Here is a 25,196-nt window from a genome sequence, read left to right as displayed (position 1 = left end):
TGTGCATAACGTATAATGCTATGCGCACAGATGGTTCTTTGTGGATTGTGTAAGCCTCACCTTGTGTCAGGCGAACACTTTACGGCGCTCATTGCCCTGGTAACGAAAGCCAATGGGATGGAAGCGACAGCAATCTCGGCCTGAATCTTTGCACTCATACAAGGCGCGATCTGCGCGTTCAATCATTGATGACAGCGTATCACCGCCGGAGAAGGTTGAAATACCAATACAGGTTGTTATTTGTAACTTGGTTTCGTCATAACCAATGGGTAGCTCGAGCTGGCGGATATGGCGGAGCATTCGATCTGCGATTTGTTCTGCCATGTCTGCATCACAGCGTGGGAGAAAGAGGATGAACTCTTCCCCGCCATAGCGGCCGAAGAGATCTGTTTTGCGGATTTTGCTTTGCATAAAATCGGCAAACCCACGTAGTACTTTATCGCCAGCACCGTGACCCCAGGTATCATTGATACGTTTGAATTTGTCGATATCGAACAGCAGGACAGAAAATGGCGTCCCTCGTGAATCGCAGTGGGAGAGCGATTTTTGTGCCAATTGCAGTAGCATGCGTCGGTTATAGATGCCGGTTAGTGGGTCTAGGGTTGCCTGGCGATACAGGCGCATCAGCATATACAGCTTGGACAGTTGTGACCAGATGACCATTAGAGCAAGGACATTCTGCAGCCAGTAATCGGCAAGATTTTCAGGCGTGAGTATCCGGTGGGCCTGGAAATCGACAAATAATTGGGTGATAGCAGTAATAGCCAATAGCCCGAGGCTTTCTTTTAAGGTGACGGGAAGAATGGTCAGGATGGCGACATGGAGGATAGGGAGTAAGGTATATCCATATTCAATACCACTGTGGGCGACTGGAAAATCGAGCACCTGCATGGAATAGAGATAGAACAGGTTTAGCCCAAGTACCATCGAGCTCATACACCACTGTGCTTGCTTTAGTGTGGTTTGCTGGCTGTTGATTCTGGCAATGGTAAATAAAGCTGCGCCGAGAGCAATACGGGCGATGGCAACGTCTGCCCCTAGGCGTTCGGGCAGGAAAATAATATCGAATGGTACCCAGAGAATGATCAAAATGCCCCAAACCACGGAAAGCATAGATATACGGTTACGCAGATAACCACTTCGGGTGTTCTGAAACGTCGCGCTATGCGCTTTTGCACTCCATAAATCAGGAATATATAGTTTTAGTGTTTTTAACAGCTGCTCTTGATTGTCTTGCATTCCTTGAGTCGGCCTAGTCATCTGCGTCCTGTTATTTGAATGTTTGTCTGCCAATTATTGTTTTTATTTGCATATAAAATGAGGCAGCGCAAAGTCAACACAAATTGTCCGTGATTAAAGGATAATTATTCTACATATTGAATAAACAAACCGTGATATTGATCCAGTATATTGATTGGTATTTCTAATGTTATTGGTTCGATAAATTAATGGGTCGCCAAATGTTGACAGAAAAAATGGCAGAAAGGGCGGTTTACCGAGGACTTGCTTGTGCAATCAATCAATGAACTTGCTATGATCCCCCCTCATTTTTATCAACACAAGTGTAAGCATGTTTACAGGTTATTTGACGTTTCTGATCCCCGCTTTATTAGGAGCACAGCTGATTCTGACTTTGGTGTTAACCAAAGGTGAGATTTGTCCGGGCCAACGAGGCAGGGTACATAAAATGTTGCCTGTAATCTTGGCTGGTTGGGTTGTGGCGGTGATCAGCCAGCCTGCTGCCGTGTTGCCTTTGCTTACGTTGGGTGTCTTTACCTTTAAGGTAAAGACAGGTAAAACGCGTGATGCCGGGCCCCTTAAAGTACTTTATGCTGCTGATACTCTGGCAGCACTAAGCTGGCTATTGCTTTTGCCAGCAATGAGTCTTCCTCAGATAGGCTTGAGTCTTATGGCCGTGGCTCTGTTTGGTGCGTCTCTGGCTCATTTATTATTGACCCTGGCGCGTACGCGCCTGCAGGCATTTCACCGGATCTTACCTTTTACCGGCTTTGTCAGTGCGATTATTAGCGTGTTGCTGATGCTGTGGCTACTTACCGGCATGGACGAGCCAACATTGCAGACAATGACGACTGACGTTGTGGGGGCATTGGTTTTACTGGTGTTGTCGTTGTTGGTCTGGGCTGGGCATCTCTTACTGACGAAGACTGTAAACCGTTGGCAGCTGTTGGCGGCTTCATTGCTGCTGGTGGCGTCAGGGAGTATGCAGCTAGCACTATTCTGATCCCATTCTTAGCAAGTTGATGGTCTGAGCCCTTCCAAATGGAAGGGCTTTTTGTAGCAGGCTAGCGGAGAATGGCTATGCTTATCTGTAGGTACAGGGCACTGATACCGATGAAGACGATCTAAGGGGTTAGTATGGAAATTAGCAATTTACTGAATATGGATGGCAATATCGTTCTCGGTATTGTTAACGAAAGGCTTCGCCTGGAGTGCTCGACGATCGAAGAGTTAGTGAGTCGATACGAGCTGGATTCTGATGAATTGAACAATAAGATGGAAGCGTTGGGTTATCACTACGATCCCATCTCTAACCAGTTTAAATAAGCGACCTTACTTTAAGCTGCCTTAATTCCCTCTAGGTGGGTTTGGCATTGCTGTTTGGCTGTAGCAAAGAACGCCTGCAGATAATGCCTTTCCCGCTCAGAGGAGCGAATCGCAGCAAATAACCGTCGCCATAACCCATCCCCAAGTGGTTTGCTAACCACTAACCCCTGGCGGGCAAAGTCGTAGATAGCCCAGTTAGGTAGTGCCGCGACTCCCAATCCTGCTGACACCATTTGTACCAACATTAATGTATTGTCGGCCTGCTTCCAGTTGGCTGGCTCGATTTCTGCCGGTTGCAAAAAATGCTTTACTACATCGAGTCGTCCTTTCTGAACCGGATAGCTGAGCATGGTTTGTTCGGCCAAGTCTTGTGGGGAGATGTAGTCTTTGTTTGCCAGTGGAGATTGTGGCGATACTATCAGGCGCATTTCGAAATCAAACAGAGGCTCGAAGTGCACTTCACTACGGGGTTGGATATCGGAAGTGATCACCAAGTCGAGTTCGCCAGCGCTCAGCGCCGGCAGGGGCTCAAAGCCGAAACCTGATGAAAAATCCAGTGTCACGCTAGGCCAGTTGATCTGGTATTCCTTCAGTGCTGGCATCAACCACTGAAAACAGGAATGGCATTCAATGGCCATATGCAAACGGCCATTGGCATCTTCTTTCAGGCTGGCAAGTTCATGCTCGGCCTTGGTGATACGCGGGATCAGCTCGTCAGCCAGGCGAAGGAGTATTTCACCTTCTGCTGTGAACTTGACCGGGCGGGTTTTTCTTAGAAATAGCTGGCCGCCGAGCCGTTGTTCCAAATCTTTAAGCTGGTGGGATAGTGCAGATTGGGTCAGGCATAAGGTATTGGCTGTTGCTGTCAGCGAGCCTGTATCCCGTAATACCGATAGTGTTCTAAGGTGTTTAATTTCAATCATGACTTCTTCTTACTGTCCCTGTCGCAAAATACTCATTCCTAAACTTTATCCGTTGAAATACAGCCGGTTTCAGATGACTGCGGGATGAGTCGATAGTTTCAATGTACCTGCTAACTTGGGCGGTGTAAACATCTAGACGGCTATATGGGTGGTTGGTTATGAGATCTTATGACTATTAATTTTTCTCATAATCAATGTGAGTGATAAGAAATTGTTCATGTTATGAGGTTAAGTCATTGTTTAGTCATCGACAGTTACCAGCATTAGAGAGACTGCAATAATGACAACGAAGACTAATAAAACCACCACCCATATTCTGGGTTACCCACGTGTAGGTAGCCAGCGAGAGTTAAAGTTTTCCCAGGAAAAGTACTGGCGAGGCGAGATTGAGCAAAAAGATCTGAAGGATGTCGGCAGTTTGCTGCGTCATCGTCATTGGGGGGATCAGGTAGGTGCCGGATTAGACTATGTCTCGGTGGGTGATTTTGCCTGGTACGATCATGTGTTGAGCACCAGCATGCTGCTGGGCCACATCCCTAAGCGCCACAACAACGGTTTTCCTGATCTCGATACCTTATTCCGTGTCGCTCGCGGTAAGGCTCCGACAGGGTGCGCCTGTGCTGCCTCAGATATGACTAAGTGGTTTAATACCAACTATCACTATATCGTGCCGGAATTTAGCAAAGAAGATCAGTTTAGTGTTAGCTGGCAGCAACTTTTTGAGGAAGTGGCGGAGGCTAAAAAAGCCGGACATGACGTGAAGCCTGTTCTGTTGGGGCCTGTGTCATATCTGTGGCTTGGTAAAGAAAAAGATGCAGGTTTTGATCGCCTGTCTCTATTGCCGCGTTTGTTGACGGCGTATCAGCAGATCCTGGGTAAGCTGGCCGGACTTGGTGTGGAGTGGGTACAGATTGATGAGCCGGTATTGGCGCTTGAGTTGCCAAAAGCATGGGCTGAGTCATTTAAACTGGCCTACCAGGTATTAAATGGCGGTACGAAACTACTATTGACGACTTATTTTGACAACATTACTCATCACCTAGACAAAATTGTTGAGTTGAAAGTCGATGGTCTGCATGTTGATTTATCATCGTCGCCAGAGCAACTGGGTGAAGTGGTTGCAGCTTTGCCTGAAAACTGGGTACTTTCTGCCGGAGTCATTAATGGCCGTAATGTATGGCGTGCCGATCTGGCGCAATTGCTGACAAGCTTACAACCAGTCAAGGAAAAACTGGGTTCACGTTTGTGGCTGGCGAGTTCTTGCTCATTGCTGCACAGCCCGATTGATTTAGATTTGGAAACCGAGATTAATTCTGAAGTGCGCCAGTGGTTGTCGTTTGCCAAGCAGAAATGTCGTGAAGTGACGTTGCTGGCTCAGGCACTGGATGGCAGTCAATTAGCTGAGCAAGAGTGCCTGCACTACAGCGCCCCGATCAAAGCCCGAGCAACCAGCGAATTGGTAAACAATGCTGAGGTACGCCAGCGTACTCTGGCAATCACGCCTGCCTTGGCAGAGCGCAAAGCGCCTTATGCCGAGCGAGCAAGGCAACAACGTACTGCACTTAATTTGCCATTGCTGCCAACGACGACGATTGGCTCATTCCCACAAACCGATGAAATACGCGTTCAGCGTCGCGACTTTAAGGCCGGCCGACTCACAGAGGCCGAATATAATACGGCACTGAAAGGCCATATCGCCGATGCGATTGAGCGTCAGAAAGAGCTCGATCTAGACGTGCTGGTTCACGGAGAAGCCGAACGTAATGACATGGTCGAGTATTTTGCCGAGCTACTGGAAGGTTTCGCTGTAACCCGTTTTGGCTGGGTACAAAGTTATGGCTCCCGCTGTGTAAAGCCTGCGATTATTGTCTCTGATATCTACCGTGCCAAACCGATGACAGTAGAGTGGACAAGCTATGCCCAGTCGCTAACTGACAAACTGGTGAAGGGCATGCTCACCGGGCCAGTGACAATCCTTGGTTGGACATTCCCGCGTGAAGATTTGACTCGGGAAGCTGTTGCTAACCAGATTGCTCTGGCATTACGTGATGAAGTGGCTGATCTCCAGGCTGCCGGGATTAAGGTCATCCAGATTGATGAACCTGCTATTCGTGAAGGGTTACCACTGAAAGCTTCGCAGTGGCAGGCGTATCTTAAATGGGCGGTCAATGCTTTCAAGATTTCAGCGGCCAGCGCTGAGCCGCAAACGCAGATTCATACCCATATGTGTTATAGCGAATTCAACGATATTATTGAGTCTGTTGCGGCACTGGATGCGGATGTGATCACGATTGAAACTTCACGCTCGGATATGGAGTTGCTCAAAGCCTTTGAAGAGTTTGATTATCCAAATGAGATTGGGCCAGGTGTATACGATATCCACTCGCCGAATATTCCGGATGTTGAGCATATTACCCAGCTGGTAGAAAAAGCCGAAGCGTTGATTCCCGCAGAAAGGCTATGGATTAATCCAGACTGTGGTTTGAAAACCCGTAACTGGGAAGAGACTGAAGCAGCATTAAGTAACTTGGTGACAGCCGCTAAAGCCCTTCGAGAACAATGGCAGGCAAAAGCGGTATAACATAAAAAGAGTCTTCGATGATTTTAAAGAGCGCATGTGCGCTCTTTTTTTTGTTAGGGTTTTCATAAATATTGGAAAAAAAACAAAAAAAGACTTAAATGAATAGAATGGAGTGAATATTGATAAAAAGGATTTTATGGAGCGCCGACTATATTTCATCACATTATTTTCGATTTTGATGGGCATAGTTTTATCATGCCTTCTTTTTGGGCTTTTTTATCAAGTTGAAACAGTAAACATCCATCGTGAATTTGAAACCGAAGTTGAGAAAAAATCAGATGCCATCGCCAAGGAAATGGAGCTGCATTTTGAAGCTTTGCACAGTATCAAACTGGCTTATGACAGCTATGGCCTACTTGAGGCTGATGACTTTTCGGCATTAGCGACAACAATCCTGAAACGCCATTCGACAATCCAGGCCTTAGAGTGGATCCCAATAGTGAAGGGATATCAACGTGCATCAATGGAAGGAGAAGCGGCAACACGTATTCCAGGTTTTATGTTTACCGAGCGGGTTGCAACGGGAGAGATGGTTCGCGCACCGGTTAGGCCGGTTTACTACCCTGTGTATTATCTTGAGCCCATAGCGGGCAATGAAGCCGCTTTAGGCTATGAGTTAGGCTCGAATTCAGTTCGACTTGATGCAATTCATCGAGCGAGAGATACAGGCAGTTTGCAGCTCTCGGAGGGGCTAAAACTGGTTCAGACCAACGATAAGCAAAATGGTTTATTAAGCTTTATCCCTGTCTATCAGATAGTTTCACCGCAGACGCTTCAGCAGCGGCAAGAAACATTGCTAGGGTTCGTTTTGGGGGTGTTTAAACTGGATGAAATACTTTCGGCCACTTATGTCAGTGGTGAAGAAGAGAAAATGATGTATACCCTGATCGATGTAGGGGCATCGGCTGATAATAAGGTGTTATATAAGCAATCTAATTTTGGTAACCAGCAGCATTCATTAGAAACAGAGTACAGCTATACCCATGAGGTCCTTGATCGAGGAGGGCGGCGTTGGGTACTCGAAGCGACCCCAACAAAGGCGTACTTTGCAAAGAAAAGAACGGAAACTCCCTGGATTGTGTTCGCGGTAGGGAATGTATTTTTTGGTATGTCCATCTGGTTTGGTTTCATAACAATGAAGCGTAATAAGGTGATATTGCAAGAAGTCGATATTAAAAATAAAGAGTTGAATGAAGCAAATACCAAGCTTGAACGCATGACTAAAACGGATGGTCTAACGGGAATTGCCAACCGACGGTTTTTCGATGAATATTTTGAACAGGAATTTCGGCGGGCACAGCGTGAAGACAAACCTATCGCTTTGCTCCTTATCGATATCGACTATTTTAAAGCGTTTAATGATACCTATGGGCATCAGGCCGGTGATCGCTGCCTGAAGTTGGTGGCAACTGAAATTGAACGTGTGCTGAAGCGTCCGGCGGACATGGTGGCACGTATAGGCGGAGAAGAGTTTGGTATTTTGCTGCCAAATACCACTAATGGTGAAGTTGTTGCTAAACAGTGTCGCGCCGCTGTTGAACGTTTGAGTATCGAGCACCGGGGGGCAAAAGAGGCGGCATTTGTTACCGTATCCATTGGGGCAATATCGGCGGAAAGTATTAAAGGGCATACAACTGATATGTTGTTTAACACCGCTGATGCAGCTTTATATCAGGCTAAGAAGGCGGGGAGGAACAGAGTGAGGGTGATCAAGCTCCACGCTGAGCTGCCTGCGGTAATGGCGACGCAATGTTAGCTTTTTAATTTTAGCATTCAGGGCGAGGGAATAGCTCGCCCTGCTGGTATTGGTTTACTTTACATCGCTACGCTTGAAGGTCAGTGTACTGTTGGCATTTGTCAGCGTCAGCTCATTACCGGTAACGCTTGCATCGCTCCATTCCATTAGGGTGCTGCTCATTACTCTTTCCATTTCCATTGCAGGATCTGGGCAAGCCATCATCGTCATTCCCATCTTTTCAATACGTAGCTTGCCGTCTTTTAATTCAGCCTGTCCGAAGTAACGGTTGCAGCCAGAGTGGCCATTGGCTGACATGTCAGTGCTCAATTCAAGGTTTGGCGCTTTAAAAGGCTCCGGTAGTTCAACCGCTTTGTTATCTACTTTGGTTAATACCCAGTTATGGGTTGCCAAATCTGACTCGGCGACTACCTTTGCACTGCTGCTATTGTTGGCTGCACAAGCAGCAAGGATAACTGGTAATGCTAAAACGGCTAGAAAACGTTTTTTCATAATATGATTCCCGGAGTATGATTTTTATGTTGCGCTTATTCGAACATAAGTTCCCTGAATAATAGGTTAATAACTTATAGTATCAATTATACGCTGTTTCTTTTTGTATGACTCTAATATAGAGCAAGAGTTCCCTATTATGAACACTTCGTAAATACCTATAGATTAGAAAAGATCACTGTTTTTGTGAATATTTATTAATCTCGGCTGTTCCTTTATTAAGGGTAGCTTGCCAAATGTTAGCTCGGTTTATGTTAGGCGGATGTCATTTCTACACGGTTCAATAGATTTTAACCATTCATGTGCGCTTAATAAGCAAGTGACATTGATTTTCTGAATGATTTCCAGCGTGACATTATTGCTGTTCTTATCGTTCATCTTTTTTGTCGACCATATGAAGATGAACGTCTTGCTGAGGAAACGGGATGGACAGCCCCTCTTTGTCGAAACGAAGTTTTACTTCACGGGTAATATCCCAATATACATCCCAGTAATCTTCGGTTTTCACCCAGGGGCGAACAATAAAGTCGACTGACGAGGTATTCAAGGTATGTAGCTTGATGGTTTTTTCTGGGGATCGCAGTATCGCAGGGTGTGTGTCAACAATATCGTTCAGTACCTGCTCGGCCTGTTCGACACTGTCACCATAGCCAATACCAAAGACCATATCGACACGGCGTACACGCTCATGGGTCACGTTCTTGATGGTATCGCCCCAGATTTTGCTGTTCGGGACAATCATGATCTGGTTGTCAAATGTCTTGATTGTGGTGCTGACCAGGCTCATATGGCTGACTTTGCCTGAAACACCGCCTGCCTCGACAAAATCACCGACATCAAAAGGGCGGTAGATCAGCAACATCATGCCAGATGCAAAGTTGGACAGGGTATCTTGTAGTGCAAAGCCTATGATCACGCCCGCCACCCCAAAACCTGTCAGGATTGGGGTCAGGTTAAGGCCGATTTGCGACAAGGCAATCAACAACCCGACGATGAACACGCCTTTCCCGCTCATTGAGATAAAGAAATCCTGCATCAGCTGAGACATACGCAGGTTGGGTGATGATACTGCCCGGGTGACCATTCTTCGCGTCAGTTTTTTTAAGATCCTGAAGACGAAAATGATGAAAGCAAAAATGAACAATTTGAACAGCACTTGCGGGGTATTGTCGACTAACCACTGCCCAACGTTTTTTACCCAGCTTGAAAGCAGCGAGATCAGCACTTTGGGCTTAAGGAGTTCGTCAGTTAAGTTTCCTGTCACCTCAAACATTTGCTGGGTATATTGGGTGGTCTCGATCTCCATTTTATCAGCCAGCTCGACAAGAAAATTCAGGTTATCGATGTCACTGGCAACATTCCTCTGAGTCAGAAGGTGCTGCAGCTGGATCGATGGCTTCTCGCCTTCTGATGCCGTTTTCAATTGCTTGGTGAGCAGAGCTTCCTGTTGGCTATCAAAGGTGAGAGAAGCTGACATGAAGTCTAGCCGGTGCTTAATATCGTCGACGAGCGCTTGCGCACTTTCAGGATCGGGTGTGCCGAGCAGTTCGAGCCATTTATAGTTCACCCATTGTTCGCCAAGCATCCGGGTATAGAAACGGCGTGCTTCATCTAGGGACTTTTGCACCATCAACTTTTCTTCCTGACTGGCCTCGTCGAGCTTTTTCTCGTCAGCGGTAATTTTTTCACTCAGAAATTCAGATGCCTGCGAAATGAAGGTCACTTGTTGCTTTACATGCTGTAGCAACAAAGGGGCGGTTTCTTCGGTGCGGCTGTCGATTAAGTGCTTGATGACATTACGCAGCTCGTCATTTTTGTTGAGTAGCTGCATTTCAACGACACTTTTTGCCGAGCCTGATTTGGTCAGGGATTCTTGGTAGAGGGCGGTAATTTCTTGATCCAGCAAAGCCAGCTTTTGTGATTGTTCATCGTGTTGGTCGGCCAATACCAATGACGAGATGAAAAGCATGGTAATCATCAGTATGCGCATGTTACGGCTCACTCTGCTAACTGATTGAAAATATCACAGCAGGAGATCGACCCCTTGCTGTCATTGTTCAGGGCACTAATGCCTTGCAGCCTATATCTTGCTGACATAAAAAACGGTGATTGGATAGCTGGCTGCACCAGTCAGGCATATAGTCTTCCTGATTAAGGATAACGGTCATAGGGTGCTGCCGGAGGCTTAAAATGTAGATTAGGGCATTATAATGTTGGCGGTCGCAGATCAGGGTGTCGCAGGCCGAGACGGCAATGGTTTCAGCCATCAGCTGCAGATTAACATTTCTAGTTTTATAGAATGACATCAGCTCACTGTTCCGGCAGCAAATAAGATATTGCCTGGCGAGAGGAATGGATGATTGCAATATGCCGACTAATCGGGGGTTCTTCTTTTGTTTAGTTAGCAGGTTAACCCAGGTTGTTGCTTGCGTGATTTCTTTACACCTCTGCATAACATCACCCTATAATTCAGAAAAATATAATTCGCTCATGCATTTATTTAAAAATAGACAATACCGCCGACTTTGAAAACAGCGTTTTTATATTAAGAAGAGGTTGTGTGAAAATGTCAGCGCACGGTCAAAGTTTTGGAAAAAAAAAGCCCATACCAAGAGGTATGGGCAAGTAGCGAGTGTTAACAAAAATAATGAAAAAGTACACAAGTTAGCTTTGTTCTTTTTCGTTAAGCGATAGCTTGCTCTCCCTCTGTGGTGATTGTTTGCTTCACTTTAGTCGGAATGCGGAAAATCAGGGTATAGCTGACGGGTAGTACAACTAAGGTCAGTAGCGTCGCAAATCCCAAACCGAAGATGATCGTTACTGCCATCGCCACAAAGAATGGGTCAAACAGAAGTGGGATCATGCCAAGCATGGTGGTAATTGCCGCCATACCAACCGGCCTTACACGACTGACTGATGAGTCAAAGACTGCGTCGTAGGGTGATTTACCCGATTCAATCTCGGCACGGATCTGATCAACCAGCACAATACCATTTTTGATGATCATGCCGCTTAAGCTGAGCATGCCGAGAATGGCCATAAAGCTCAGTGGTGCATCTAGCAGCAATAGGCCAGATGCGATACCGATAATCGCAAGTGGAACATTGAACCAAATAACCAATGGCTGCCTGACTGAGTTGAAAAGAACCACGGTGATCAGGAACATCGCCAGATAGCCTAAAGGTAATGAGCTGAAGATACTTGCCTGCGCATCACGGGAGGTTTCGTATTCACCGCCCCATTCCAGGGTATATCCATCCGGAAGCCCGATAGCTTCCACTTTGTCCCGTAATTTGCGATGGACGGAGTCAGCGGTTTCACCGCTGCCAAGTACCGGATCGGCCAATATAGTTATCATACGCTTACGGTCACGGCGCATGATGATAGGGTTTTCCCACTCGGTGTCGAATGATGAAACCAACTGGGTGACAGGGACAAAAGTACTGTTTTCTGAACTCCATACTTGCAGTTTGAGCAGGCTATTGGCATCGAGTCGCTCTTGTTCAGGGGCTCGGGCTAAAATAGGCATCAGGTGTGATTGCTCACGGTAGGTACCGATTGTTTGGCCACTGAAGTTAACCAGTAATGCTGTATCGAGATCTTGCTTGCTGATCCCAACCTCACGGGACTGGGCAAAATTCATTTGCGGTCGAACAACGGTTACTTGATTACGCCAGTTGTGACGGACATTTTCAGCCGTTGGCTCAGCCAGGAAGATTTGCTCTGTCTGGTGGGCTAGCTGACGGAGTACCTGAGGATCTTCACCATAGAAACGTGCCTCTATCTTAGCTGCCGGAGAAGGACCGTTTTCCAGGAACTTCACTCTGAATTCAGCTTCAGGATAGCTATCGCGCAGGTGGGCCGTTAGCTTCGGCATGTTTGAATTCAGTACTGCCAGATCATCCATCTCGATGATGAGCTGAGCGTAAGCATCATAGCCTTTCTCCGGTACATACGGCAGAACGAAACGTTGTGCACCCTGGCCAATGACTGAAGTCAGATTTGCTAAGCCCACATCGTTTTTCTTCTCGTAGCCGAGAATATCGTCTTCGACTTTGGAGACGAAGTTTTCTGTGCCGCGAATATCTGTTCCTTCTGGTAGCCAGATATCAACAAAGAAAATAGGCGTGCTTGATGGCGGGAAGAACACATTTTTCACATGGCCCATACCGATAACTGCGGCCACTAGCATCGCGATAACTAATACTAGGGTAGCGACGCGAAAGCGCATGGCTGCGTTAAGCAGGCCTCGGTAAAGGTTGAAGAACCAACCCTGGTAAAGCTCTTGCGGTTCGTCACTGACTTCACCATCTTTGAACAACAGGTGGCAGAAGAAAGGTGTAATAGTAATGGCCGTGATCCAGCTGATAAACAGTGAGATCAGCAAGACCTGGAACAAAGATGCACAGAATTCACCAGTTGAATCCTGAGACAAGCCAATCGGCGCGAATGCAATGATAGCGATGATCGTTGCACCGAGTAACGGCCATTGGGTTTGCTTTACAACTTGCCCTGCGGCTTCGAAACGTGTTTGGCCACGCTGAATACCAATCAGGATCCCTTCGGTGACGACAATTGCGTTATCAACCAGCATGCCCAGTGCAATGATCAGCGCGCCAAGCGAGATGATCTGAAGCTGAATGCTTAGTACATTCATAACGATAAACGTACCGAAGATAGTAAGTAGCAGCACCACTCCCATCAGCAAACCGGAACGCAGGCCCATAAAGACAAGCAATACTACGATAACAATTGCAACAGATTCAGCCAGGTTGATTAGAAACCCGGTGACAGATACATCAACCACAGCCCCTTGGTCGTAAACGGTATTGAGGTTCATTCCCAGCGGTAGTTGCGACTCCAGTTCGCTGATCTTGGCGGAAATGGCGTTGGAAACATCAACCACGTTAACACCAGAAGTGAATGAGACGCCCAAGGAAAGCGCATTATGCCCCATGTTGTGATACAGCAGGGTTGGGGTTTCAGTCGTTGTTTTATAGACGGTAGCAATGTCGCCAAGATAGACCAGGTTGGCACTTCCCGGTGGGCTTACTAGCAGACGGTTCATTTCGCTGACGTCATCGAACTCACCCGTTGGGTGGATACGTATCCGGCCTTCACCGATACGGATCTTGCCTGCATTGGAAACGACGTTCTGGTTTTGGATCTGGCTATAGATGTAATTCTGGTCAAGGCCCAGCGCCGAAAGTTTCTGCTGGCTGATTTCGACAACAACTTGTTCTTCGGGCGCGCCAACAACGGAGACCTTCTTAACACCATCAATTAGGACCAGCTCTCGCCGTAGGTAATTGGCATAGTTCTCCAGTTCCCGGTAGCTATAACCTTCGCCCTGGATATTCATCAAAATGCCAAATACATCAGAAAAGTCATCAATGATCTGAGGCTGCATAGTGCCAGGTGGCAAGTCGGCGATAGTGTCATTGACCTTGCGACGCAGTTCATCCCATATTTGCGGCAGCTCAGTTGCATCGAATTCGTCTTTCATCTCGACTTCGATCTGAGAAAGGCCGGCATTGTTAATCGATGTAATGTGCTTGATCTGCTGCATTTGCTGGATGGCATCTTCTAGCGGCAGGGTGACTTCTTCTTCTACCTGTTCTGGCGAGGCGCCAGGGTATGGGGTGATAACCAGGGCGTTTTTGATAGTGAATTCAGGAAATTCCAGCTGGCCCAAACCAGTAAAAGAAACCGCACCACCGATTAACATCAGCAGGACGAACATCCAGCTGATGACTTTGTTCTTGATACTATAGTGTGCAACATTCATCAATTAAACGCCTCGTTCCCAGCGAAGGGGTTTAACTTCCATGTTGGGCTTGACTGCAGTGGCTCCCACGGCAACAACGGTATCGCCGTACTGTAGGCCTGATAGAACTTCAATACCGTTTGCGCGTACTTGTCCGAGTGTCACCGATACAGATTCAAGTGTGCTGCTATCGGAGTTATAGCGCCATACATTGGTTTCGTTGGTGTCATCACTGCGTACAATGGCTGTGAGCGGCAGTATTGTGATGGCATGGCCAGTGGTGTTGAACTCTGACATATCAAGCAGGAGCTCGGCACTCATACCTGGCAGAATATTTAAGTTCTCTGGTGGTGTCAGGCTGAACACAACCTCATAGGTTTGGCTACCTGGGCTGACAGTACTGGCGTGTTCTTTGTATTGCACCGGATAAGTATTGTGTTGGCCAGAAGACGTTAAGGTTGGGGTAAAGCCGTTTTCCAGAGCCAGAGTCTGAGGAGCATGAAAGCGTACCGTTGGCTTGAATGCTTCATCAAAAGAGACATTTTTTAGTGACAGTAGCAGGGATTCCGGGATCTGAATTCGGACATCAATTTGCTTGTTGCCCTGTAGGGTCAATACAACCTGAGTTGCCTGGATCATTTGGTGGTTATCCAGGTTTACCTTAGCGATAGTGCCGGGAAAAGGGGCTTCTAAACGGGTATAGGCGAGCTGGTCTCGAGCTGAATACAGCGAAGCCTTGGCAGATTTCAGCGTTGCCTTAGCGGTATCAAACTCAGCTTTTGAAATCAGTTTTCGCTTGTACAGTTCTTGCTTTCGCTTGTAGTCGACGTCAGCCAAGTCGTGGTTCGCTTCAGCATTTAGCAGGGCATTTTTTGCATCACGATCATCAAGCTGGGCAAGCAACTGGCCTTTTTCAACATGTTGGCCTTCGGTTAGTCCCAATTTTACTAATTCGCCATTAATGCGAAATGCTAGATCGGCTTGCTGGCTTGCAGCAATTTTTGCAGGGAAAACACGTAGTTGCTGCGATGTACTGTCGTCGATAGTCATAAGCTTGACTGGCCGGACGACGGCTGATGGTTGGATTGCGCTTTCTGCTTCATCACATCCCGTCAAGACAGTGGAGAGCATGATTGCAAGCAGGCTGAGGGCGGCCGGTTTCATGGTTGTATTTCCTGTTGTTATATCTTACTGGAAACTATACTCTTTACTTAAGTTGCGAATAACCGGACTATTTGGAAAGTGTTGTTCTATTTTTTGCAACTAATAACAGCGTCAATTTGCTTTACAATTACGATAGTTTGTGAACAAACAAGGTGATAGATGAAAACGGAAGATATAAAGCTTTTCCATCAAATTGTGGATGCAGGAAGCCTCGTTCGTGCCTCGGAAATCTTTGATTTACCAAAGTCGAACCTTAGTCGCCGAATCAAAGCATTGGAAGATGAGCTAAAAATCCTGCTTTTTCATCGCCATAACCGCTCAATGCAGCTGACCGATGCCGGAGCCAAGTTTTACGAGCGAACTAAAACAATCTTGAATGATTTGGAACTAAGTATTCAAGAAGTTACGGCGCCAATTTATGAAATATCCGGGCACTTGCGGGTACAATTACTGCCTCTTCCAAATATTCTTGATATCGGTCGGATCATATTTAAGTTCATGGATATGTATCCGAAGATCAGCGTCGAGGTGATCAACTGTTCCGAAGAATCCAACCTGGTTGAGAAACATATTGATGTTGCGCTGCGGGTGGGGGCAGGGGAAACACTGGAGGACTCTAGTCTGATAGCACGACCGCTCAATTCGGCTTCGTTTGGTTATTATGCAACACCGGAATATATTGCCAAGCATGGGATGCCGAATTCACCGGAAGAGATGCAAAACCATAACTTTATCCGCTATCGATTTCCAAGTGGTCAGATATTAAATGAGATCCCCCTGGACAAAGGTACGTCGATTGCTGTGTCCGGTAACCTGATAATGAATAGCGTACCGTTGATCATGGAAGCCTGTTTGCAAAATCGCGGCGTGGTGTTTATCCCGGAGTTTTTGGCTGATTTTTATATCAATAAAGGCATGCTGGTAAGGTTGTTATCTGATTATGAACCGACCATGCAATATGGTTGGCTGGTATACCCCTCGCGTAAACACTTGTCACTGACGGTAAGAACGTTTATTGATTTTATGTTGACCGAATTTGAGAAGATGCCGATCTGTACCAATGTGGAAGCCGATGTCCGTGGAATGGTGGTGTAGCCGACTACCCGTATACAGCAGGTAACTACTTAGCAGGGTGATAGTTTTAAATAGGGAGATCCAATGGAGATATTGAAGCTACTTCTTTTCATACCGGCATGCTTTGCTTTGAATATGGCTCCGGGGCCGAACAACTTACTATCGATGAATAATGCACGTTGCTATGGCTTTAAAGCGGCCGTTGTTGCGGGGCTTGGAAGAATTCTGGCTTTCTCTGGGATGATAGCTTTAGCTGCTTCAGGGTTGGCTGTCATTCTATACACGTCGGAAACGATCTTTTTTTCAATAAAGTTAGTCGGTGCACTTTACTTACTTTGGATCGCGGTGCAGCTTTGGTGTTCTGAATCAAGCCAATTAAAGAATATAGTAAGGACTAAAAGTCATTTTGGTTTGGCAAAGCAAGAGTTTACATTGGCGGCAGGTAACCCCAAAGCCATACTTATTTTTACTGCATTCCTACCTCAGTTTGTGGATATAAGTGCTAATGTAAATGAGCAATTTTTTATTTTGGGTAGCACGTTTCTTTTATTGGAGCTGCTAGCTATATCAATATACGCTTTATTCGGGTTATATCTAAGGCATTGGTTTTCAAAGCCAAAAATGGCTAAACTCTTTAATCGAGGGTGCTCAGTATTTTTAGGTATATCAGGCGGCAACCTATTGTTTATGCGTCAGTAATGAAAGTGCATAGCTCAAGCGTTGGTAGCTAACACATATGATAATGATTGCATCGAGGTAGGAGTGAAGTGTCCCGTTTCTATTTGATGACATATAATTAATTTGTTGGCGAATGATAATCCCAATAAGTCTTTGCTTGGTAAGTATTCTTTAGGGGAAGTTATGATTAACAATAATATTGTAAAAATCAGCTTGAAGAACGGGATAAAAGATCTTCACGAAACGTCGGGAGGTGCAATTAGAGAGCTATTAGAAACGTCTGGAGGAATAAGAGGGATTGAATACAGTTCAAGTCGTGAGGCTTATATAAACAAAAATCAGGTTACTTGGTTTAATATTGATGAAGAAAAAATGACAATAACAATGAGCTTTGGGGTGACTCGATCAACATTAAAATTCCCAGATCATGGCGGTGAATTTCAGCGAATCAAAAGAGAGCTCATAAGGTAGCTGTACATGCAGATATTAATTTATGATAAGACCACCATAAATGGTGGCCTTATCATGGTGACACTATGTTAATTCCATGGTTGGATACTGATGCCTAAACCAAGTCTTGTTTGATTATGGTTATAATCAATTAGCGTTTCACCATACCCTGTCCAAACTTGAAAATACAAACGTAATATATTGTTTATATTATGGCTGTAACCAAGTTCAATACCCGATCTGTTTGTTTCGAAGTTCTGATGAAATCTAACATTGTATACACCAAATGAGTTATACACTTTCATCCAAACAGAGTAAGGTGGTATGTATTCCTCAATATCATCGTTATCAGATAGGCCTGTAGTTAACCATCCTTGAATACCATAATCAACAGTTCTATTTATCTTCTCAAGGGATAAGTAGAATCGCTCCCAACTTCTTGATATCTCTCCACCTCGTCCATTGGACTGGTGTCTATAACCGTATTCTATATTATTGAATAGTATAAAGTTCCCTTTGTGCATGAAAAAAAGTTGAGGTTGGTAGTTTGTTTCCCTGAAAGGTGCTGAGACTTCTGAATTTCCTAATTGCCATAAAGATAGCTGGGTATAAGAAGCCATTAATGACATTCTATTAGTTATTCGAATTATTGGGGCTGAAAATGAGAATTGATATTTAGCTTCAAAATTATTTAATTGAGATAATTCTGAATCATTAGCTAATCTATAGACATTTTCATTAATGTCAGTCGTATACGTAGCTAAGAAGTAAGTATCATCATAGATTCCAGGCTTACTTAAGCTCTTTCCGTAAGAAAAAGGTGTCGCTAGACTAAAAATAAGAAATAAAAAATAGTAAATTATGCGCATATTAACGGTTAAGAAAAATACCAAAAAAGCATTCTAACAATTCCTATTAGTGAGGTATATGATGAATGCTTGAGGTTGGTTATCTTTTGGTTATGTTTGTAGCATCCTGTTAGCACCTTATTGACTGTTGTGTAACTTATGGTGTAAGTGCTCTTGGTTGGTGGCGAAATAATACTTTTATATCGAAAACTAATAGCGCTTATTATTTCATCTGTCACCATTAAGAGTAGCTGGTTGAATGGTGTCGTTTAAATGAATGTAAACAAACAAAAAAAGCCCCCTTCAAGAAGGGGGCAAGAGTACCATCGCTATTATTATTTGCTTACATAGCCTGCGAGCTGAGGAAGTATTTTGTATTCGCTCGCTTAGCCGAAGTCACCATTCACATAACCACGGGTGCGATCATCACGTGGGCTGTTAAATAGTGCATGTGTATCATCGTGTTCAACCAGTTCACCCATCAGGAAGAAAGCGGTACGGTCAGAGATACGTCGCGCCTGCTGCATTGAGTGGGTCACAATTACGATGGTGAAGTCTTTCTTCAATGACTCCATCAAATCTTCAATCTTTTTGGTTGCAATTGGATCCAGTGCCGATGTTGGTTCATCCATCAGGATCACCTCTGGTTCCATAGCAATGGTACGGGCAATACATAGGCGCTGTTGCTGGCCACCAGACAGGCCGAATGCGTGTGATTTCAGGCGATCTTTTACTTCGTCCCACAGTGCTGCGCCGCGAAGAGATTTTTCCACTACCTCGTCAAGACGCTTCTTGTCGGTGATGCCCTGGGCACGCAGGCCGTAGGCAACATTTTCATAGATGCTCATCGGGAACGGGTTTGGCTTTTGGAAAACCATGCCCACTTTGATACGAAGCTGTGCTACATCGATGTTGCCGTAGACATCTTCGCTATCCATGGTTAGCTGGCCGTCAATTTTCACGCCTTCAATCAGGTCGTTCATACGGTTCAGGCAGCGCAGCAGGGTAGACTTGCCGCAACCTGACGGGCCAATCAGTGCTGTTACTTGGCGGTTAGGGATCGGTAGGCAAATCTTTTTCAGAGCCTGGTTTTCGCCGTAGTAAAGGTCTAGATTTTCAATGTTAAATTTATTCATGGTTTTCTTCCTCAAAATTAGTAAGTCGCAGTGTTGAATCGGCTGGCAATCAATTTAGTAATTAGGTTAATCACAAGAACTATCACAATCAGAACGGTGGCGGTTGCATACGCCTGGTTCCATTCATGAATGGTGTAGAGTTCCTGGGTCAACTTATACAGGTGGACGGTTAGCGTACGGCCAGAGTCAAGCATGCTCTCTGGGATACGGGCAACCATACCTGCTGTCATGAATACCGGTGCAGATTCACCGATAACACGACCTACGCTGAGGATGATGGAGGTTACAATGCCTGGCATCGCGCTTGGCAGAATAAGTCTCCAGATGGTGTAGATTTTGGATGCACCCAAACCGTAAGAACCTTCACGGTAAGTTTGAGGTACAGCCATTAATGCTTCTTCCGTGGTACGGATAATCACCGGAAGAATTAGAATACTAAGGGTCAGGGCGCCCGACAGAATCGAGTAACCAAAGCCAAGCACAACCACAAAGAAGGTCATACCGAACAGGCCGTAGATAATCGACGGGATACCGGCCAGGGATTCGGTACAGAAGCGGATCACTTTGACTAGCTTGCTACCGACCTTGGCATACTCTGTTAGGTAAATGGCTGTCATGATACCCAGCGGCGCAGCAACAGCGATTGAGGCAGCAACCATATAAAGGGTTGATACAATCATTGGCCAAATACCGGATTCCTGGCCGATGGTGGTGTAGTTGCTAGTAACGAAAGTCCAGTCAACGTGTGACAGGCCGTTACTCAGGATGTACCAGACAACCCACAGCAGGAAACCCACCGTGATTGACGCCGAAAGCCAGATAACACCCAGTGAAATTTTATCTTTAAGCTGCTGCTTGGCAGCATTGGTTGATTGTAAAGACATAGTGGTTACCTCGCACGCTCACGGTTTAGATAAAGAAGTGCGGCATTTAGCATCATGATGAAGACAAGCAATACAATACCAGTGGCGTAAAGCGCACTGGCGTGAATACCGGTTGCGTACGACATTTCGATTGCAATGTTCGCCGTTAGTGTACGGGCTGAGTCCAATATACCTTCCGGCATGGCAGGGGAGTTGCCCATTACCATAATGATGGCCATGGTTTCACCGAGTGCACGTGCGACACCCAGGATGACTCCGGTCATGATGCCAGAGCGTGCAGCAGGCACGAGCAGTTTAAAAATCGTAAACATGTGTGATGCACCCAGCGCCAAAGAGCCTTCTTTGTAAGTACGCGGTACAGCACGAATCGAGGTTTCAGAAACCGTAATTACGGTAGGCAGGATCATGACTGCCAGAACAATAATACCCGCCAGAACCGTGTTACCGGCTGGTACAGCAAAGAAGTCTTGGATCAGCGGTACGATGATAACCAGGCCGAAGAAACCGTAAACCACAGACGGAATACCCGCTAGCAGTTCAATCATCGGCCGAATAATATCGGCAAGGCGTTTAGGCGCGACTTCAGCGATGAAAATAGCGGTTAGCACGCCGATTGGTACACCGATAACAACGGCACCGGCTGTAGATACGACAGAGGCGACAATCATCGGAGCAATACCGTATAGCGCTGGCGGTAACCAGTCAGTGCCTAAAACGATACCCGTTATACCCGAGTGCTCAATCGCGGCATAACCTTCTCGGAAGATGAAATAGCCGATAGTAATAAGAGACAAAATACCAAGGGCTGCACTGCTCAAAAATAGGTATTTAAAGAATATTTCGCGCCAATCGATTTTATCTTTGGCTTTTAGCGAAGATCCTTTGATTTGATTTTCTATATTATTTGCGATGGTCATAGTGTTTACTCCAGATACTGATCAAGCAAAAGGCTTATTCAAATACCGAGGAATCAAGAAAGACCGGCCATCGTCATCATGACGCTGACCGGACAAATATTTAAGCGTTATTACTTAACAGAGATGAAGCCTTTATTAGCAACGATTTTTTGAGCATCAGCGCTTTTGACCCAGTTAAGGAACTCAAGAGCAGCCTGGGATGGACGACCTTCTTTGTACACCACTAGGAATGGACGCTGAACACCGTACTCACCTGATTTAATTGCTTCTACTGAAGGCTTATGGTTGTCGATGGCCAGAGGCTTAACTGACCCGTCAACTGAACCTAGAGAGATGTAGCCGATAGCAAACGGGTTGTTGGCTACGATTGTTTTTAGCTGACCGTTGCCGCTTGCAACCTGTGCACGCTGAGAGATAGCAGAAACTTTAATGCCGTTGATTTTCTTCTTCAGCTTCATGATGTCTTCGAACGCACCACGAGTACCTGAAGCGGTATCACGAGTGGCCACGACGATTGGCTTGTTTTCACCACCAACTTGGTTCCAGTTAGTGATTTCGCCCTTGTAAATTCTTGCCACCTCTTCTTTAGTCAGGTCAGCGACTGGGTTGTTGTTGTGAACGACAACAGCGATACCGTCACGGGCAATAACCACTTCTTTGATGTTGTCTGCTTTTTCAGAAGACTTAAGATTACGAGAGCTCATACCAAGATCAGATGAACCATCATGTGCAGCGCGAACACCGGCAGATGAGCCAGGGCCCTGTACTTCGATAGTTACGTTATTTGATTTTGCATAGGTTTCACCAAGAACTTCCATGATTGGTGATACGGAGCTTGAGCCTACAACAGAAACAGTCTCATTTGCTATTGCAGTGTTGAATACCATTGAACCTGCTAGGGCTAGTGCACCAATAACCTGTGTTTTCATTTTCCTAATCCTTAAAAAGCTTGGCCTTATTGCCAATAGGTTTGAATGAACGAAGCCAAGATTAGGAGAGTTTTATGACAGTCATGTTTCAGAAGTTTGAACACTCTATGACGATAGTCATAAATGCCTAATAACCATACGAGTCGCTGCTGAAGTAAATTTCTATCGGATAAAGACAAGGATAGGGGGCTGGGTGTTGATTTTATGACGAAGCGCGTCAATGTATTGACTGGCTGGATGAGGTTATCTTGCTGATTCTATTGATGTTTATTCATGATTTTTTGTGATGTTTTTCTATCTTTTATCGGGTTAAACATAGATAATAAATGCAATTTTGTGTAGTGCATGGAAGCGCATTTTTAGAGGTTATTGAGGTTGTAATGTCACTATCATTAAAAACTCTTTCTATCCGACAACAGGTATTGCTTCCTGTTTTTTTGTTGGCTATCACGCTCTGTATTGCTGTGTTCGTGGCTGGAGACAGTTTAGAAGAAGAGCAAATCCAGCTAGATAACACGGTGTCTTCCGTAGTAGACAGTAAAGATAAAGTCGCTGGCTTAATCAATAATACTTACATGATGCGCATCAGTGCGATTTATAGCCTATATGATCCTGAACAGCTAAGCCGCCTGGCCTCAGAGCTAAACCAAGGTATGAAGCAAAATGGTATCACGCTCGCCAACCTTCGCCGTGTAAAAGGGCTTGAAGAAGAGGTTGATACAGCAAAGAGTGCGATGGACAGTTATTTGCGCTTCAGCCTGAATACGATGATCCCTATGTTGGAGAGACGTCACCAGGGGTTGGTATCTGATGATGAGTATGCTCGTTATACCGTCCAGTTTCGTGCTAGCGGTAATGTGATGGTTGAGGCGATTACGGCACTGTCAGACGAGGTTAACCGATTGGCTCGTGTGCTGCAGGGGGACTCGAAAGAAGATTATGATACCTTGATGTCATCCATTTTCATTGGGCTGGCAAGTGTTCTTATCCTTGCGCTTTTCTGCGCATGGTGGTTATCCGGTCTAATTGTTAACCCGATAGTTACATTGCAGTCGATTATGCGCGAGGTCGCTTCAGGCAACTTACGTGTGCGTGCCGAGCAAGATGGCACCAACGAAATTGCGCAGTTAAGTAGTGATGTGAATACGACTGTTGATCAGCTTCATACGACGGTGGATGCATTAGTTCGTATTAGTGAAGATGTTGCATCAGCGTCAACGGAACTTGCTGCGGTGATGACACAGTCCGAAGTGAATGCCCAGGCTGAACTCAATGAAATTGACCAGGTTGCTTCTGCGGTTAATGAGCTATCGAGTACGGCAGATAACGTCAGTGATAATGCCACCGCTGCAGATTCAACGGCGAAGCAAACTGATGGGTTGGCAAGAGAAGGCTTGAGCATTTTTGAGCAAAGCAACGAAGCCAGCATACAGATGACACAAACGTTATCTGATGCCGCAGGTGTTGTGACTCGCCTGAAAGAGCAATCCGAGCAAATCAGCAAAGTGATTGAGGTGATCCAGGGAATTTCTGAGCAAACCAACTTGCTGGCATTGAATGCTGCGATTGAAGCTGCTCGTGCTGGTGAATCTGGTCGAGGCTTTGCCGTTGTCGCCGATGAAGTCCGTATGCTTGCAGCACGTACGCAGGATTCTACCCAAGAAATTCAGGCTATTATTGAAGAGCTGCAATCACAATCTAATAATGCAAACGATAGTATGCAGTCGAGCCTGGAGATGCTTGAGCGAAACCAGTCGTTGGTAAGCCAGGCCAATGATGCATTGGTCGGCATTACTGAATCCGTAGTGCAAATCAGCGATATGAACACTCAGGTTGCGACTGCAGCCGAGCAGCAATCACAAGTGACACAAGACATTAATCGCAATGTCACCAACATGTCTGAAATCATTAATCAGAATGTTGCTGGGATTAGTCAGAGTGCCGCTGCAAGTAGCGAGCTTTCTCAGCTAGCAGAGAAGCAAAAGCAGCAGCTTTCTTTCTTTAAAATGTAACCTGACTTACAATATCCAGATAAAAGGCCTGTCATTGACAGGTCTTTTTGTTTTCAGCGCAAAAAGAAACTGCTAGAACTAAAGGTACTCATGCTCAAAAAAGCCCAACAAATGGTTGTGTTCAATGCTCTGACCAAGCAGCAGAGCTTTACCCGTGCCGCGCAGTTGCTCAATATCTCCAGAACGCAGGTAAGTAAACTGGTTCAGCAGTTAGAGCAACGGTTAGGGGTTCAGCTTGTCCAGCGCACAACCCGTTCATTTGCCCTGACAGAAGCCGGCCGCCATTTTGCTGTTCACTGCGCCAATATTGTGGATGAGATTAATGAGGCGGAAAGTGAGCTGTTGCTTGACTCAAATACCTTGCAAGGAGCTTTGCGTGTCGGTATCGCGCAGTCATTTGCCCTGAATCATATTGGTCCTTATATCTCAGAATTTCATGAGCGGTATCCTCAGTTGGATCTGGAAATGAGCCTGTTTGATCACCGGGTAGATCTGATCTCTGAGCAGCTTGATCTATGGATCGGGATCATGGACTCCCCCCCGGAAGGGTTTGTGGCCAGGCATTTGACTGATTGCCAGTTTGTGTTGGCGGCCAGTCCTGACTATTTAGCCAAACATGGTGTGCCTTACCACCCGGAAGATTTGAAGCAGCATAATTGCATTACTTATTACAGTCGTGAGCGGAAAGATACCTCATGGCGCTTTTGTAACGGGCAGGCCGATTTGCAAGTGAAGGTCAAAGGCAACTACCGTGTCGATTCTGCAGATGCAATTAGAGACGCGACGTTGGCCGGAAACGGGATTGGTTATTTGGCAACCTATTTGCTCAAAAATGAATTTCGAGAAGGGCGCTTGATCCGCCTAATGCCTGATTGGCAACTAAACCAGCACATGCCCTTGTATGCGATTTATCCTCGCCATAAGTTCTTGCCTGAAAAAGTGAAGGTCTTTATCGACTTTGTACGTGAACATATCGGTGAGCCCGCATTCTGGGATCGTAATTTATTTTAATAGAGCCAG

The 25,196-nt window shown here is 45.8% G+C and carries 21 protein-coding genes; 9 read left to right on the top strand and 12 right to left on the bottom strand.

Features of this window, described 5'->3' with window-relative positions; genetic code table 11:
• Positions 1 to 66 precede the first annotated feature (66 nt).
• Positions 67 to 1,260 (bottom strand): GGDEF domain-containing protein, encoded by a 1,194-nt coding sequence (locus tag AC51G0_RS11665; RefSeq protein WP_496298607.1) that lies wholly within the window; start codon positions 1,258 to 1,260, stop codon positions 67 to 69.
• A gap of 310 nt (positions 1,261 to 1,570) precedes the next feature.
• On the opposite strand from AC51G0_RS11665, the gene AC51G0_RS11660 reads away from it, so the two are divergent.
• Together AC51G0_RS11660 and AC51G0_RS11655 are read left to right on the top strand one after the other, a co-directional pair.
• Positions 1,571 to 2,242: an HI_1241 family integral membrane domain gene (locus AC51G0_RS11660; RefSeq protein WP_496298605.1), complete on the top strand. Its 672-nt coding sequence runs from the start codon at positions 1,571 to 1,573 to the stop codon at positions 2,240 to 2,242.
• 134 nt (positions 2,243 to 2,376) lie between these two features.
• Positions 2,377 to 2,565, top strand: a complete 189-nt coding sequence (locus tag AC51G0_RS11655) for a DUF4250 domain-containing protein (RefSeq protein ID WP_496298604.1) — start codon at positions 2,377 to 2,379, stop codon at positions 2,563 to 2,565.
• Positions 2,566 to 2,576: 11 nt separating this feature from the next.
• Here AC51G0_RS11655 and metR read toward each other — a convergent pair whose 3' ends face one another.
• A complete protein-coding gene (gene metR / locus AC51G0_RS11650; protein ID WP_496298603.1) occupies positions 2,577 to 3,488 on the bottom strand; it encodes an HTH-type transcriptional regulator MetR in 912 nt (303 codons plus the stop codon).
• A gap of 280 nt (positions 3,489 to 3,768) precedes the next feature.
• On the opposite strand from metR, the gene metE reads away from it, so the two are divergent.
• Entirely contained in the window at positions 3,769 to 6,069 is a 2,301-nt protein-coding gene (metE, locus tag AC51G0_RS11645) for a 5-methyltetrahydropteroyltriglutamate--homocysteine S-methyltransferase (RefSeq protein WP_496298602.1), read from the top strand.
• A 136-nt stretch (positions 6,070 to 6,205) separates the two neighbouring features.
• A complete protein-coding gene (locus tag AC51G0_RS11640) occupies positions 6,206 to 7,825 on the top strand; it encodes a CHASE domain-containing protein (RefSeq protein ID WP_496298601.1) in 1,620 nt (539 codons plus the stop codon).
• A gap of 54 nt (positions 7,826 to 7,879) precedes the next feature.
• Here the strand turns inward: AC51G0_RS11640 and AC51G0_RS11635 are convergent, their stop codons facing one another.
• The 5 genes from AC51G0_RS11635 to AC51G0_RS11615 all read right to left on the bottom strand — a co-directional run bounded on the left by AC51G0_RS11635 (position 7,880) and on the right by AC51G0_RS11615 (position 15,248).
• Complete coding sequence (locus AC51G0_RS11635; protein WP_496298599.1) at positions 7,880 to 8,317, bottom strand: META domain-containing protein; 438 nt, start codon at positions 8,315 to 8,317, stop codon at positions 7,880 to 7,882.
• Between the two features lie 367 nt (positions 8,318 to 8,684).
• Positions 8,685 to 10,307, bottom strand: a complete 1,623-nt coding sequence (locus AC51G0_RS11630) for a mechanosensitive ion channel family protein (RefSeq protein WP_496298598.1) — start codon at positions 10,305 to 10,307, stop codon at positions 8,685 to 8,687.
• A gap of 67 nt (positions 10,308 to 10,374) precedes the next feature.
• Positions 10,375 to 10,770 carry a hypothetical protein gene (locus AC51G0_RS11625; protein ID WP_496298596.1) on the bottom strand — a complete coding sequence of 132 codons (396 nt, stop codon included), beginning with the start codon at positions 10,768 to 10,770 and terminating at the stop codon, positions 10,375 to 10,377.
• Positions 10,771 to 11,000: 230 nt separating this feature from the next.
• Positions 11,001 to 14,105, bottom strand: a complete 3,105-nt coding sequence (locus tag AC51G0_RS11620; RefSeq protein ID WP_496298595.1) for an efflux RND transporter permease subunit — start codon at positions 14,103 to 14,105, stop codon at positions 11,001 to 11,003.
• Between the two features lie 3 nt (positions 14,106 to 14,108).
• Complete coding sequence (locus AC51G0_RS11615; protein ID WP_496298594.1) at positions 14,109 to 15,248, bottom strand: efflux RND transporter periplasmic adaptor subunit; 1,140 nt, start codon at positions 15,246 to 15,248, stop codon at positions 14,109 to 14,111.
• A 159-nt stretch (positions 15,249 to 15,407) separates the two neighbouring features.
• On the opposite strand from AC51G0_RS11615, the gene AC51G0_RS11610 reads away from it, so the two are divergent.
• The 3 genes from AC51G0_RS11610 (at position 15,408) to AC51G0_RS11600 (ending at position 17,471) form a co-directional block, all read left to right on the top strand.
• The gene (locus AC51G0_RS11610) at positions 15,408 to 16,343 is read left to right on the top strand and encodes a LysR family transcriptional regulator (RefSeq protein ID WP_496298592.1); all 936 of its coding nucleotides are present in this window, start codon (positions 15,408 to 15,410) and stop codon (positions 16,341 to 16,343) included.
• A 63-nt stretch (positions 16,344 to 16,406) separates the two neighbouring features.
• Positions 16,407 to 17,021: a LysE family translocator gene (locus AC51G0_RS11605; protein ID WP_496298591.1), complete on the top strand. Its 615-nt coding sequence runs from the start codon at positions 16,407 to 16,409 to the stop codon at positions 17,019 to 17,021.
• 162 nt (positions 17,022 to 17,183) lie between these two features.
• On the top strand, positions 17,184 to 17,471 hold the full coding sequence (locus AC51G0_RS11600; RefSeq protein ID WP_496298590.1) for a hypothetical protein: 288 nt from the start codon (positions 17,184 to 17,186) through the stop codon (positions 17,469 to 17,471).
• A 68-nt stretch (positions 17,472 to 17,539) separates the two neighbouring features.
• Here the strand turns inward: AC51G0_RS11600 and AC51G0_RS11595 are convergent, their stop codons facing one another.
• From AC51G0_RS11595 to AC51G0_RS11575, 5 genes are all read right to left on the bottom strand, one after another.
• A complete protein-coding gene (locus tag AC51G0_RS11595) occupies positions 17,540 to 18,343 on the bottom strand; it encodes a phospholipase A (protein WP_496298588.1) in 804 nt (267 codons plus the stop codon).
• Between the two features lie 341 nt (positions 18,344 to 18,684).
• Positions 18,685 to 19,434, bottom strand: a complete 750-nt coding sequence (gene pstB / locus AC51G0_RS11590; protein WP_496298587.1) for a phosphate ABC transporter ATP-binding protein PstB — start codon at positions 19,432 to 19,434, stop codon at positions 18,685 to 18,687.
• Positions 19,435 to 19,451: 17 nt separating this feature from the next.
• Complete coding sequence (gene pstA, locus AC51G0_RS11585; RefSeq protein ID WP_496298586.1) at positions 19,452 to 20,318, bottom strand: phosphate ABC transporter permease PstA; 867 nt, start codon at positions 20,316 to 20,318, stop codon at positions 19,452 to 19,454.
• Between the two features lie 5 nt (positions 20,319 to 20,323).
• Entirely contained in the window at positions 20,324 to 21,235 is a 912-nt protein-coding gene (gene pstC / locus AC51G0_RS11580; RefSeq protein ID WP_496298584.1) for a phosphate ABC transporter permease subunit PstC, read from the bottom strand.
• A 110-nt stretch (positions 21,236 to 21,345) separates the two neighbouring features.
• The gene (locus tag AC51G0_RS11575) at positions 21,346 to 22,164 is read right to left on the bottom strand and encodes a phosphate ABC transporter substrate-binding protein (protein ID WP_496298583.1); all 819 of its coding nucleotides are present in this window, start codon (positions 22,162 to 22,164) and stop codon (positions 21,346 to 21,348) included.
• Between the two features lie 380 nt (positions 22,165 to 22,544).
• Here AC51G0_RS11575 and AC51G0_RS11570 point away from each other — a divergent pair, with 380 nt between their 5' ends.
• Positions 22,545 to 24,176 (top strand): methyl-accepting chemotaxis protein, encoded by a 1,632-nt coding sequence (locus AC51G0_RS11570; protein WP_496298582.1) that lies wholly within the window; start codon positions 22,545 to 22,547, stop codon positions 24,174 to 24,176.
• 90 nt (positions 24,177 to 24,266) lie between these two features.
• Positions 24,267 to 25,187 (top strand): LysR family transcriptional regulator, encoded by a 921-nt coding sequence (locus AC51G0_RS11565; protein WP_496298581.1) that lies wholly within the window; start codon positions 24,267 to 24,269, stop codon positions 25,185 to 25,187.
• The last annotated feature ends 9 nt before the right edge of the window (positions 25,188 to 25,196 follow it).

This window comes from Photobacterium sp. HL06, assembly GCF_059552575.1.
Note: the sequence above shows the minus strand (reverse complement) of the source record. Positions and strands in the feature narration are given on the sequence as shown.

What these genes read in the sequence shown, in the direction of transcription:
- AC51G0_RS11665 (WP_496298607.1), bottom strand. Translation starts at nt 1,260, where the DNA reads ATGACTAGGCCGACTCAAGGAATGCAAGACAATCAAGAGCAGCTGTTA.
- AC51G0_RS11660 (WP_496298605.1), top strand. Translation starts at nt 1,571, where the DNA reads ATGTTTACAGGTTATTTGACGTTTCTGATCCCCGCTTTATTAGGAGCA.
- AC51G0_RS11655 (WP_496298604.1), top strand. Translation starts at nt 2,377, where the DNA reads ATGGAAATTAGCAATTTACTGAATATGGATGGCAATATCGTTCTCGGT.
- metR (WP_496298603.1), bottom strand. Translation starts at nt 3,488, where the DNA reads ATGATTGAAATTAAACACCTTAGAACACTATCGGTATTACGGGATACA.
- metE (WP_496298602.1), top strand. Translation starts at nt 3,769, where the DNA reads ATGACAACGAAGACTAATAAAACCACCACCCATATTCTGGGTTACCCA.
- AC51G0_RS11640 (WP_496298601.1), top strand. Translation starts at nt 6,206, where the DNA reads ATGGAGCGCCGACTATATTTCATCACATTATTTTCGATTTTGATGGGC.
- AC51G0_RS11635 (WP_496298599.1), bottom strand. Translation starts at nt 8,317, where the DNA reads ATGAAAAAACGTTTTCTAGCCGTTTTAGCATTACCAGTTATCCTTGCT.
- AC51G0_RS11630 (WP_496298598.1), bottom strand. Translation starts at nt 10,307, where the DNA reads ATGCGCATACTGATGATTACCATGCTTTTCATCTCGTCATTGGTATTG.
- AC51G0_RS11625 (WP_496298596.1), bottom strand. Translation starts at nt 10,770, where the DNA reads ATGCAGAGGTGTAAAGAAATCACGCAAGCAACAACCTGGGTTAACCTG.
- AC51G0_RS11620 (WP_496298595.1), bottom strand. Translation starts at nt 14,105, where the DNA reads ATGAATGTTGCACACTATAGTATCAAGAACAAAGTCATCAGCTGGATG.
- AC51G0_RS11615 (WP_496298594.1), bottom strand. Translation starts at nt 15,248, where the DNA reads ATGAAACCGGCCGCCCTCAGCCTGCTTGCAATCATGCTCTCCACTGTC.
- AC51G0_RS11610 (WP_496298592.1), top strand. Translation starts at nt 15,408, where the DNA reads ATGAAAACGGAAGATATAAAGCTTTTCCATCAAATTGTGGATGCAGGA.
- AC51G0_RS11605 (WP_496298591.1), top strand. Translation starts at nt 16,407, where the DNA reads ATGGAGATATTGAAGCTACTTCTTTTCATACCGGCATGCTTTGCTTTG.
- AC51G0_RS11600 (WP_496298590.1), top strand. Translation starts at nt 17,184, where the DNA reads ATGATTAACAATAATATTGTAAAAATCAGCTTGAAGAACGGGATAAAA.
- pstB (WP_496298587.1), bottom strand. Translation starts at nt 19,434, where the DNA reads ATGAATAAATTTAACATTGAAAATCTAGACCTTTACTACGGCGAAAAC.
- pstA (WP_496298586.1), bottom strand. Translation starts at nt 20,318, where the DNA reads ATGTCTTTACAATCAACCAATGCTGCCAAGCAGCAGCTTAAAGATAAA.
- pstC (WP_496298584.1), bottom strand. Translation starts at nt 21,235, where the DNA reads ATGACCATCGCAAATAATATAGAAAATCAAATCAAAGGATCTTCGCTA.
- AC51G0_RS11575 (WP_496298583.1), bottom strand. Translation starts at nt 22,164, where the DNA reads ATGAAAACACAGGTTATTGGTGCACTAGCCCTAGCAGGTTCAATGGTA.
- AC51G0_RS11570 (WP_496298582.1), top strand. Translation starts at nt 22,545, where the DNA reads ATGTCACTATCATTAAAAACTCTTTCTATCCGACAACAGGTATTGCTT.
- AC51G0_RS11565 (WP_496298581.1), top strand. Translation starts at nt 24,267, where the DNA reads ATGCTCAAAAAAGCCCAACAAATGGTTGTGTTCAATGCTCTGACCAAG.